Raw genomic sequence first — 11,891 nt, forward strand, 5'->3', positions numbered from 1 at the left:
TACTATCCTTATCTATTTAGGCTCTGCATCGTTTGTATTTGTTGTATAAACTGCTGAATTTGCTGATTCCCTGGTACTAATAGTGCTAAGTTTTTTGCGTAGCGTAGCGCAAGGTCGTACTGCTTTTTAGCTAAATAAGCTTGCGCCAGACTATAACTAATATCGGGGTTGTTAGGTGTTATTTTAAAAGCATGCTGTAATGCTGCTAAGGAACGATCCATCTGTCCAATATCTTGTAATAATAACGCGTAAGTATAGCTATAACTGGCATTATCATTCGCTAATGTTGCCGCTTCTTGAAGGTGTGTTAATGCTGCGGACTTATTTTGGCTTCTCACATAACTCATTGCCAAAGCGTAATGTAAATCAGCGGCTTCGGCATTTATTTTCAGCCCTTGTTGTAAAATATCTTGTGTTGATTTTTCATCACCTTGAGTACGATAAAGGTCAGCTAAATTAACATAGCTAGGAATAAATATATTTTCCACTTCAATTGCCGTTAAATAATGCGCTTTTGCTTGCTCAGGTTTGTTCAGTTCAAGCGCTAAGTTACCTAAGTTAGTATGAGAGAAGCCACGCTCAGCCTGATAAACTTGGCTTTGTTTATATTCATTTAAAGCGTTGGTTAGGCGTTTAGTATCAGCGTTATTTAGCTTGCCAGATGGCTCCACTAATATCGCGGCTAATGCGCGAGCGGCTTCACTGCGGATATAGCGGTGTGAATCATCTAATAAGCTATTAAGCATGCGCCAGCGCTGCCATATATCATAAGGCATAGCGGCCTCTATCGCTGCTTGGCGTTTGAGCGGCTCATTTTCTTTGACCGCCCTAACAATAGCAACCACGGCATTGTTATCAGGGGTATTTGCTAAACGACTTAAAGCCGATGCGCGAATAATATCTGGGAAATCTTTATTTTGAGCTATTTTAGTTAACATTGCTGAACTATTAGGTAAGCGGTTATCTGCCGCATGAAAAGCTAATGAAAAATGCTCGCTGCCTATAAATTTAGAATTTGGATGCCATTGTTTGATATTTTTAACCGCCCACTGTGGTGTTTTATCTTCATGGCAGCTATTACAGGCATTAGGCGCTTTTGTTTTTAAGGTTAAATCTGGGCGTGGCACACGAAAGCTGTGATCACGTCTCGCATCAACCTGCATAAAGGTTGTGGCGGGCATATGACAATCCACACATTGGCTGCCAGCGGTATCAACCTTATGACCATGATGGGTAGGGGTATTAAATACTTCACTGGTGTGGCATTGAGTACAGGTTTGGTTGCCCGGTAGCTTTAATTTACCTGAATGTGGATTATGACAATTGCTACAGGTAACACCCGCTTCAAACATTTTGCTTTGTTGGAATGAGCCCCAGACATAATCTTCATCCCATACTTGTCCATCAACATGATATAACTCTGGGGTAATTAACGAAGGTTGAAACTGTGTTAAAAAGGCGTGCGGCTCTTTGCGGTCTCCTAATTGAGCTCGCCTTGAGTGACACGTTGCGCAAACGGGAACTTGCTCTGAGCTTTGAATCGGCTCGGCGCTTTTCATACTACCATCAGCTTGGCGCACAAATAGCGGTGTTTTTTTATTGATATTTACAGCAAGGCCTTTGTCTTTAATTTGAGTATCGCCATGAGCCCAACTTAAATGTTGTTTAGTATCACCATGACATGCCTTGCAGCTTACATTCATTTCGCTAAAGGTTGACTTAAAGCTATTGGTTTTTAAATCAAACTGCTTTTTAAAATCAGTTGAGTGGCAGTCGGCACACATATGATTCCAGTTTTGTCCCATTTGTGACCAGTGAAATAAATCATGTTGTTTCTGATCAGGGTGTAAAACAAACCAGCGCTGCCCACCTTGCTCTTTTGTTCGAGAATCCCAAGCAAAGGGAAATAACTGGATTTTACCTTGGCCCATATCAAACATGTATTGCTGGAGTGGTTGGTAACCAAAGGTATAAAGCACGGGGTAATTTGTTAACTTGCCTTGTAAATTAGGCATAGTGATCATTAATGTTTTATTTTCGGTGTAAAACCGAGCTTGTTGGTTTTGATAATTAAGGGTTTGGTTATCAAAGTTACCTAACACTGTTGCTGTTGTGGCGGGCTCCATCGCGTGGAAATGGTCAGATTGCTGCCAGTCTTGCACTTGGCTTTGATGACATGAAATACATGCTTGCTCGCTAGCATATATTGGCTGAGCCAGAAACAAGGCATATAGCCATATCAATAAAGGGAGAAATCGCATTTACAGTTATCCTTGCGCGAACATAATTATGTGGTTTTTATTAACTTATATCAGCACTAGGCTACCAGAGTAAAGTTTATAAGAGATTAAATTTTAAAGACTTTGTAACCGTACATAATAGTTACTTTATTTACTTTTTTTGTATATATAGCAACATGGTACATGATTTTTTTTCGTTGCAATAAAGTTGAAATAGTATAGCTTTAAACTAGTCTCTAGATTAGACATCTTATTACGTTAGTTTTAACAAGGAGCACACAGGTGATTTCTATAAAATCGAATATTAAGCAACTCGTTGCAGTTGCAGCACTTGCAATGGGGGTTGGCTCTGTACAAGCTGCAGAAAAACCTAACATCTTAGTTATTTGGGGCGATGATATTGGTGTACATAATATCAGCGCATACAATCATGGCATTATGGGTTATCAAACGCCGAATATAGATCGTATTGCTAAAGAAGGGGCAATGTTTACCGATTCTTATGCACAACAGTCTTGTACAGCAGGTCGTGCATCATTTGTTTTAGGTCAACACCCATTTAGAACGGGTTTATTAACCATTGGTATGCCAGGCTCTGATCACGGTATTCCAGATTGGTCACCAACTATTGGTGACTTATTAAAAGAACAAGGTTATGTAACAGGACAATTTGGTAAAAACCATTTAGGTGACCAAGATAAGCATCTTCCAACTAACCACGGCTTTGATGAGTTTTTTGGTAACCTTTACCACTTAAACGCTGAAGAAGAGCCAGAAGGTTACTTTTACCCTAAAGACCCAGAGTTCCGTAAAAAGTACGGCCCTCGTGGTGTATTAAAAGCAACTGCTGATGGAAAAATTGAAGATACTGGTCCATTAACTAAGAAACGTATGGAACATGCGGATGACGAGTTTATGGCTGCGGGTCTTGATTTTATGGAACGCGCTGTTAAACAGAAAAAACCATTCTTTATGTGGATGAACTCTACACGTATGCACGTTTGGACTCATTTAAAAGAAGAGTCGGTGGGTGTTACAGGTAAAGGTTTATACCCAGACGGTATGGCTGAGCACGATAAAGCAGTAGGTGTACTACTAGATAAGCTTGATGAGCTTAAAATTGCTGATAACACTATCGTTGTTTACTCAACGGATAACGGCGCAGAAACTATTTCTTGGCCAGATGGTGGTACTACACCATTCCATGGCGAGAAAGGTACTACATGGGAAGGAGGTTTCCGTGTTCCGATGATGGTTCGTTGGCCAGGTACGGTTAAGCCAGATACTATTATCAACGATATCATTTCACAAGAAGATTGGATGCCTACATTCCTAGCTGCTGCAGGTGAGCCTAACGTGGTTGCAAAACTGAAAAAAGGTTACCGTGCTAATGGTAAAAAATGGCGTGTACACCTTGACGGTTACAACATGAAGCCATTCTTTGAAGGTAAAGTAGATAAATCACCTCGTGATAGCATCTTTTACTTTGGCGCTACGGGTGAGCTAAATGCAGTTCGTTGGAACGATTGGAAAATTCACTTTGCAACACTTTCTGGCGGTATTAATACAGCAACTCGTGAAACACCAGCATGGCCGTTGATTATTAACCTTCGTCAAGACCCGTACCAAAAAGGTGCACTTGAGTCTGAAATGTACTTAAAATGGTATGCAGAAAATACTATGTGGTTATTCGTACCAGTACAAGAGAAAGTTATGGGATTCTTAAAGACTATTCCAGACTACCCTTTCCAAATGGGTTCTAGCTTAAGTTCAGGTAATATCAGCTATGACACATTTAGACAGCAAGATGCGTTGAAAAAATTAAAAGAGCTTGATGCTTTAGTTCCTCGTAACTAAACATAAGCATTAATTAAATGCCAACTAGGTATTAATTTAATCTTAAAGCCAATTTCGTTTGAAATTGGCTTTTTTACTTAAAAGGAGTTTGTATGAAATTACTTCAATCATTATTTGTTATAACAAGTCTTGTGGTTACTACCACTTGTGTTGCGGCTGAGCCGTTAGCGTCATGGCAAGAAGGTGCACGTAAAAATACAATTATCGAATTTGTGAAAAAAACTACTACCGAAGGCTCTAAAGACTTTATTGCTGTTGCGGACCGAGTTGCGGTATTTGATAACGATGGTACTTTATGGGCTGAACAACCAGCATATTTTCAGTTGTTTTTTGCACTATCACAAGTTAAACAGCTTGCTCCCGATAACCCGCAGTGGAAAACCACTCAGCCATACGCAGATATTCTTCAAGGTAAAATTCCTGCTCATATGACAGAAAAAGATTTAATTGAGTTGGTGATGAATACTCACGCAGGGATGACGAGCGAGGTGTTTACTCAGCAAGTTTCATCATGGATGAGTTTAGCAAAACATCCAATAACGAAAAAGCCATTTACAGACATGGTTTATCAACCGATGCTTGAGTTACTAACGTATTTACGTGAGCATGATTATAAAACTTTCATTGTTTCTGGTGGTGGGGTTGAGTTTATGCGTGCATGGGCCCCTGACGTTTATGGTATTCCCGCAGAACAAATTATTGGCAGTCGCATTGCTTCTGAATATAAAGTAATTGATGGTGTGCCGAAAATTGTTCGATTACCTGAACTTGAATTTAACAATGACAAAGCTGGTAAGCCCATTGGTATTTATAATGCTATTGGCAAGCGACCAATTATCGCAGTCGGCAATTCTGATGGTGACAGAGCTATGCTTGAATGGACAACTGCAGGTGCAGAGAGTCGTTTAGGGGTTATCGTTCATCATACGGATAAAGAACGTGAATGGGCGTACGATAAAGATTCAAAAATAGGTAAGCTTGATAAAGCATTAATACAAGCGGAAAAAGAAAACTGGCTAGTTGTTGATATGAAAAATGATTGGTCGGTTGTTTATAAAAAGTAACGCGGTTTAATTAATAGCTGCGCTAGATAAATATGTTTAGCGCAGCGTTAACTGTTTAAGCTGAAAGCTTGAATTTAATTTTTAGTAAATATGTTACAGCTGATAATTAAATTCAATGCGATGGTCGCCATCGGCAAAGTTGACATTTTTATTCCAGTTGGCAAAGTAGCGTAAATTCATACGAGGGTTGATTTGGTAACTAGCAACAAACTCATGAGTTAATATATTGCTTTGGTTTGCGCCATAATAGTTGTCTTTATAGTTATCAGAGCCTGCAACTGTCGTGAGCCAAAACGGGTTGTAATTCAACCAAATCTTATCAGTAATGGTAACTTTCGCATACATCCCTACTAAGGCATATGCTCCCATGGTTGAGTAACCACTGTCGTAGCTGCCGTCATCTTCAAGTACATTTTCACCTACTGAAATACCTGCACCTGCAAGTGGATAAAAAGTAAAAATCCCTTGTGGCGGTAAAGCTTGAATAAAGCTATAAGACACATCCATGCTTTCATCCGACACTAAACTAGCTTTAAGGTTGTAATTAGCGTCAATTTGGGTTGCGCGACCATTTGTTAGGTTGGTACCAAAGTTACGAAAGCGAAATGAGTCTATCGAGTCAGTTGTTTTATCATCATCACGAAAACCGAAAACATCACCGTAAATACCTTTGACTTCGATTATATTCATACCCGCGGTACTTTTATCACCAGTATCATAGGTTTGACCAATTTTTAAATTAATGCCTTTATCTGTAACTCCAAAGCCTGCTTGGGTATATACCGCAAGGGGGTCTGACATGTCTTGCACTTCTTTCTCTTCGGCAGCGATAGTTGTCAGTGGTAATAAAGTTAGTAAGCTTAGTAAAGTGTATTTCATTACTTAATCCTTTAATTTTTTAAAGTGGCCGTATGAGCAACCTTTATGCTACAAGTCTTATTGCTTAAGGGATTGTTCAAAGGCAGTGCTTTAATAAGTTATATTTGAGTGATTTAAACTATAGTTCACGCTCGGTAAAATATAACAGCAGCTAAAATTAAATCATGTTAACGTTTTCTGAACAACGTTTAACTTATTTTATAGTACGTTATGTGGAGCATCTTGTAAGGCTAAACTATGAAATGTTGCCATTAATTGTCGCGACAATGGTTCTACTGCCGCCGTAATCTCTATGTTCACCTAAATAGATCCCTTGCCAAATTCCCATATTCAAAACCCCTTGGCTAATAGGTATTGTTAAACTACAGCCTAATGTACTGGCTTTTATATGAGCAGGCATATCATCGTCACCTTCATAGGTATGTTGATAATAGGCAGCACGCTCGGGTACAAAATGATTAAAATGCGCTTCCATATCGCTACGCACTGTTGGGTCTGCATTTTCGTTGATAGTTAACGAGGCTGAAGAGTGCTTAATAAATAAGTGTAAAATGCCACATTCTACTTGCCTGAGTTCGGGTAAACTTCTGATAATTTCATCAGTTACTAAATGGAAGCCACGTTTTCGTGCTTTTAAGGTTATTTGTGTTTGATACCACATAGTTATTTCCTAGCTCCTTTTTAGCTATTTATTAATGCATTACTCATTATTTGCATATAACTGAGCAAAAGCTTGCATCGCTTGCGGAATAAGTTGTTCTATTATAGTTACTTGTGAGTTATTTACTTGATAGCGAGCATACAAGGTTTTAAATACCCCATGTTCACCTAAACGATAGCCTTGTAGTAGTGATTGCTGAGCTTGGCTACTTACTAACCAATCAGGCAATGTGGCAACGCCCATATTTGCTGCCACCATTTGTAGCATAATATGACTATTATTCACTTGCTTTACTTTTGCTGGCGTAACCTTTGCTGGGGTTAAAAAGAGTTTGAAAATATCTAACTCTGTTATCGGTAAAGGGTAGGTTAATAGAGTGAGTTGCTGAAAATCTTGTGCGTTTAAGTAGCTATGCTGTGGGTTTAGTTGTTGCTGTTTTGACGATACTGCTACTACCTCAAACTGGCCTATTTCATGATACACAAAAGTATCATCATTGTGTCTTTCATCGGTAAATAAAATATCGACACTTTGATCGTTTTCTTGTTGATGGGAAATAGATGAAGACATTTTAGTTGAAGATTGAGTGGTTATGCGTGGAAAGTTTTCATCAATAAACTCAATGTTGTACGAATTGTTATAGGCTGAATCGTCAGTAATATTGTTAGTATTGCTTGGTGAAAAGTTATTAATTACTGGCAATAACCACTGAAAACACGCATGACAGGCAACGGCTAAGCGTAAGCTCTGTTTTTGTTTACTTGGTGCTTTTAATTGTTGCTTGGTCTGTTCTATTTTTGGGAGAATGTCAGTTGCTAAAGCGAGTAATACTTTACCTGTTTCAGTAAACTCTATTGGCGAACTGTTGCGAATAAATAGTGGCGAGCTTAAACGGCTCTCTAAGTCTTTAATTTGATGTGATAAAGCCGATTGACTGCTAAATAATTTGTCGGCAGCTTTACGAAGATTCCCGGTATCGGCAAGTGCTGCCATGGTTTTTAAATGTTTAATTTCGAACATGGTTAACTCCTTTCAACTTCCTGTTGAATTATTTGCGGCTGTTTTTCCTATCGCTTTTCTAAAGTATAACCACTTAGGTGTCTAGACGTCTATATGTTTTTTGATGTTTAGTTGTTCTCATGGCTATTTATCATCTAGGTAGGTCTTAAAACGAAAAAAGCGAGCTTATGAGCTCGCTTTTGTTTATTTTCGTGAAGGCTATTCTGTTATCGCTTTGTTATCGCTTTGTTATCGCTTTGTTATCGCTTTGTTATCGCTTTGTTATCTATGACTCGTGTAACCAAGCAGCGTGTTGTGGAGCACGCTTAGTGACAGACCACTCTTCTATCATGTCTTGTGCTACTTTATTTAATTGCTGGTATTGCTCAGGGGTACCAATATCAGCGGCTAGCTCTAAACGGTGACCATTAGGGTCGAAGAAATAAATAGATTTAAATACGCCGTGATTAACGGGACCTAACACATCAACGCCTTTGCTGACGAGTTCATCTCTTGCTGAAACTAACGCTTCAACATTACTTACACGTAAGGCAATGTGTTGTACCCATGCTGGTGTATTTTGGTCACGATCCATTTCTGGGGAATTAGGTAGTTCAAAAAAAGCGAGTACGTTTTCGTTACCTGCATCTAAAAAAATATGCATGTAAGGATCAGGGGCTTTGGTTGAAGGCACCTCGTTTTCAGCAATTGCTAATACTAAGTCCATGTTTAACATGTCTTTGTACCAGTTGGTTGTTACTTTCGCATCTTTACATCGATATGCAACGTGATGAATTTTTTCAATGTTAATCATAAGCAGGACTTCTTTATTTAAAGATCGTTAGATAAATAGTTAAGCTAATTTTAATCATAAATTTAATCGGGGGGCTAATGTTGACGATATTTAATAAGTTGACTGGCGTTACTGTGAGTTGACGCGTGTATAGAAATTATTACAGTGTAGCTTTTATCAACATAAGAAGAGGAGTTATGCTGATAAAAACCGATAAATAGAGTAGCTGCTGTTTAAGCCAAAATAACCGTTTTATCACCGTTTAAACAAACACGTAATTCTGCGTGCATGCGCACCGCATGGCTTAGGGCGGTTGCCTCTAAATCGTGACCCATGTGCACCATTTGGTTTATGGTGAATGTGTGGTTAATTGGTTTAACTTCTTGAGCAATAATAGGTCCTTCATCAAGGTTTGCGGTCACGTAATGTGCAGTAGCACCAATAACTTTTACGCCTCGTGCGTGTGCTTGATGGTAAGGACGTGCGCCTTTAAAGCTTGGCAAGAATGAATGATGAATATTAATAGCATGCCCTTGTAGCTGCTGGCATAAATCATCAGATAAAATTTGCATATAACGGGCGAGTACTAATAAGTCGACATTTTTCTCTTTCATTAACGCTAATATTTGCGCTTCTTGTGCGGCTTTAGTGTCTGGGGTGACCGGTAAGTAATAAAAAGGCACGTCATGCCACTGACTTAATGACTCACAGGTTTGGTGATTAGAAACCACTCCTACAATATTAACTGGCAGAGCACCTGACTTCCACTTGGTTAATAGTGATACTAAACAGTGATCATCTTTTGATACTGCCACTAATATATTGGGGAAATCTTCACGCTTTCTTAGTTGGTATTGCATGGTTAAGGGTTTAGCTAACTCGTCCATTGCTTGCAAAAACTCTTGGCTAGATACGTTTAAATTTCTGTCATCAAAAGCAATGCGCGAGAAAAAAGTTTCAGTATACGGGTCGCTGTACTGTGATGTTTCGGTAATAAAAGCGCCGTGAGCAAATAGGCTTTGCGAGACTTGTGCTAAAACGCCCGTATTATCAGGACACTGCAATGTTAAAATATAATGGGTAATACCAGACATAAATAACCTAAAGATAAAATTTTATAGTTTCATCATTAGATATTTTTAAAGGGATTACTAGCGTTTTCATAGCCCTTATTGCTATAAGTAGCTAAACAAACGTTATAGTGAAAGCGCTTAGTTATTTTTATTAAAACGTGTTATTGAGATAGCTTATGTTTATTTTTGATATAAAGTTGTTCAACTTTTTCACGTGCCCATGGTGTTTTGCGTAAAAACTTTAAGCTTGAGTTAATGCTCGGGTTGTCAGTGAAGCATTTAATTTTAATTTCTTTACCGAGCGCTTCAAAACCAAAGTAGGCTTCTAGGTCGGTAACTATGGCTTTTAAGGTAATGCCATGTAGTGGGTTATAAGGTTGGTTATCCATGATGAGAAACTTTAAAAAATAAAACACAATAGGGTGAGTATACCACTATTGTGTTTAGAGTTTTATCAACTTTGCTTAGGCAAAGTGTTTAACTAATTCATCATGGCCGCCAATGTGCTTCCCATCAATAAATATTTGCGGCGTAGTGTCACCGTTACTAATAGCGCGCATCGCAGAAAGTGATGTGTTTTCGCCGAGTACTAGCTCTTCATAACTTAAACCTTGCTCAGCTAATAACGCTTTAGCTTTAGTGCAGTATGAACAACCTGGCTTAGTAAACATGGCTACGTTAGCTTTTGGTAATGCCTCAGGGTTAATAAAGTTAAGCATAGTATCAGCATCAGACACTTCAAACGGGTCGCCTGGTAAGTCTGGCTCAATAAACATTTTTTCAACAACGCCATCTTTTACTAGCATTGCATAACGCCAGCTGCGCTTACCAAAACCAATGGCTTTTTTGTCAACTAATAAGCCCATGCCGTCAGTAAAGTCACCATTACCATCAGGAATAAAGCTAATGTTGTTAGCGTGTTGGTCACTTGCCCAAGCGTTCATAACAAACGTGTCGTTTACTGATACACAAACGATTTCATCAATACCGTTTTCAAAAAACTTAGGGGCTAATTCGTTGTAACGAGGTAAATGAGAAGATGAGCATGTTGGCGTGAATGCGCCAGGCAATGAGAAAACAATAACGGTTTTACCTGAGAAAATTTCCTTGCTGTCACGTTGGCTCCAATCATCTTCTGCTCTTATTGGAAAGGTAACCGATGGTACTTTTTGACCTGTCATATCTTTAAACATAGTGTGCTCCAAGGTGGTTTAAAATGTTAACTCTAATAATTAACTTGGGACTATTATGTTGATATTCAAGTTAAATATAAAATTGTAAATACCATTCATTACGATAGGTTTTACCTATTGATGAGCGGTTTAATATTTTATTCAACACATAGACCAAGCCGATAATGTTTTTTGTCTTCAATTGTTGTCTTTACTCATAGTGGCTAGCTTAGTTTAGTACGCTATAAAGAATAAGATACTTGTAGCAGCGATAAATAAGTATTAAGGGTTTGCTAGTAAGCACTACTGCGTGATAAATTAGCGATATTAAAGTTGTATATACAATTTGGTGGCACCGATGAATTCAAGTTACACAATAGATAAGGGTAGCATTGGCATGTTAATTAGCATGCCACATAATGGCCAGGCAATTGCTAGTGAAATAGCGAACACTATGACCGAAACTGCAAAGCAGGTTCCTGATACTGACTGGTATATGGACAAACTCTATGACTTTGCTCTTGAGTTAGGGATTAGTATTATTAAACCTAAATATAGTCGTTATGTTATTGACTTAAATAGAGATATTTCCGGTGTTAATTTATACCCTGGTGCCAACAGTACCGAACTGTGCCCAACCACAGCCTTTGATAATAGCCCGTTATATTTACCGCAACAAACACCAAGTGAAGCTGAAATAAGTCGCAGAATTGAGCAATATTGGCAACCTTATCATCAAGCAATAGCTACAACCTTAGCTGAAATGAAACAAGAGTTCGGCAAAGTAGTTTTATTGGATGCCCACTCTATTTTGTCTCACGTGCCTCGCTTTTTTGAAGGGCAGCTACCAGATTTTAACTTTGGTAATGCTGATGGTAAAAGCTGTAGTGATGATCTTATTGAAAAAATTCAACAGCTTGATTTGTCACCATACACCAGTGTTGTTAATGGTCGCTTTAAAGGGGGCTATATAACTAGAGCTTATGGCGACCCGGCTAATAATATTCACGCTATTCAGTTAGAGCTGTCGCAACATACTTATATGGACGAGCCAAGTGATCATTATAATGAAGAGAAGGCTACTCAGGTAAAGCTTAAATTAGCGAACTTTGTTAAATGCTTGGCTAACTTTGCCAAGTAAACCTTTAGATAT

At 38.6% G+C, this 11,891-nt stretch carries 11 protein-coding genes; 3 read left to right on the forward strand and 8 right to left on the reverse strand.

What is annotated here, in order from left to right; genetic code table 11:
* Nucleotides 1–8 precede the first annotated feature (8 nt).
* A complete protein-coding gene (locus KO495_RS09790; RefSeq protein ID WP_215980220.1) occupies nt 9–2,261 on the reverse strand; it encodes a tetratricopeptide repeat protein in 2,253 nt (750 codons plus the stop codon).
* 261 nt (nt 2,262–2,522) lie between these two features.
* On the opposite strand from KO495_RS09790, the gene KO495_RS09795 reads away from it, so the two are divergent.
* The gene (locus tag KO495_RS09795) at nt 2,523–4,097 is read left to right on the forward strand and encodes an arylsulfatase (protein WP_215980221.1); all 1,575 of its coding nucleotides are present in this window, start codon (nt 2,523–2,525) and stop codon (nt 4,095–4,097) included.
* Between the two features lie 92 nt (nt 4,098–4,189).
* On the forward strand, nt 4,190–5,161 hold the full coding sequence (locus tag KO495_RS09800) for an HAD family hydrolase (RefSeq protein WP_215980222.1): 972 nt from the start codon (nt 4,190–4,192) through the stop codon (nt 5,159–5,161).
* 93 nt (nt 5,162–5,254) lie between these two features.
* On the opposite strand, the gene KO495_RS09805 is transcribed toward KO495_RS09800, so the two are convergent.
* From KO495_RS09805 to KO495_RS09835, 7 genes are all read right to left on the reverse strand, one after another.
* A complete protein-coding gene (locus tag KO495_RS09805; protein ID WP_215980223.1) occupies nt 5,255–6,040 on the reverse strand; it encodes a hypothetical protein in 786 nt (261 codons plus the stop codon).
* Between the two features lie 235 nt (nt 6,041–6,275).
* Nucleotides 6,276–6,701, reverse strand: a complete 426-nt coding sequence (locus tag KO495_RS09810; RefSeq protein ID WP_215980224.1) for a secondary thiamine-phosphate synthase enzyme YjbQ — start codon at nt 6,699–6,701, stop codon at nt 6,276–6,278.
* A 39-nt stretch (nt 6,702–6,740) separates the two neighbouring features.
* Entirely contained in the window at nt 6,741–7,721 is a 981-nt protein-coding gene (locus KO495_RS09815; RefSeq protein ID WP_215980225.1) for a LysR substrate-binding domain-containing protein, read from the reverse strand.
* A 265-nt stretch (nt 7,722–7,986) separates the two neighbouring features.
* A complete protein-coding gene (locus tag KO495_RS09820; RefSeq protein WP_215980226.1) occupies nt 7,987–8,514 on the reverse strand; it encodes a VOC family protein in 528 nt (175 codons plus the stop codon).
* A 212-nt stretch (nt 8,515–8,726) separates the two neighbouring features.
* A complete protein-coding gene (gene purU / locus KO495_RS09825; RefSeq protein ID WP_215980227.1) occupies nt 8,727–9,587 on the reverse strand; it encodes a formyltetrahydrofolate deformylase in 861 nt (286 codons plus the stop codon).
* A 140-nt stretch (nt 9,588–9,727) separates the two neighbouring features.
* On the reverse strand, nt 9,728–9,955 hold the full coding sequence (locus KO495_RS09830; RefSeq protein ID WP_215980228.1) for a VF530 family protein: 228 nt from the start codon (nt 9,953–9,955) through the stop codon (nt 9,728–9,730).
* Between the two features lie 75 nt (nt 9,956–10,030).
* Nucleotides 10,031–10,759, reverse strand: a complete 729-nt coding sequence (locus KO495_RS09835; RefSeq protein ID WP_215980229.1) for a glutathione peroxidase — start codon at nt 10,757–10,759, stop codon at nt 10,031–10,033.
* 337 nt (nt 10,760–11,096) lie between these two features.
* Between KO495_RS09835 and hutG the strand changes: the two genes are divergently transcribed.
* A complete protein-coding gene (gene hutG / locus KO495_RS09840; protein WP_215980230.1) occupies nt 11,097–11,879 on the forward strand; it encodes an N-formylglutamate deformylase in 783 nt (260 codons plus the stop codon).
* Nucleotides 11,880–11,891 lie beyond the last annotated feature (12 nt).

This window comes from Colwellia sp. D2M02 (genome assembly GCF_018860755.1).
Classification (GTDB): domain Bacteria; phylum Pseudomonadota; class Gammaproteobacteria; order Enterobacterales; family Alteromonadaceae; genus Colwellia; species Colwellia asteriadis.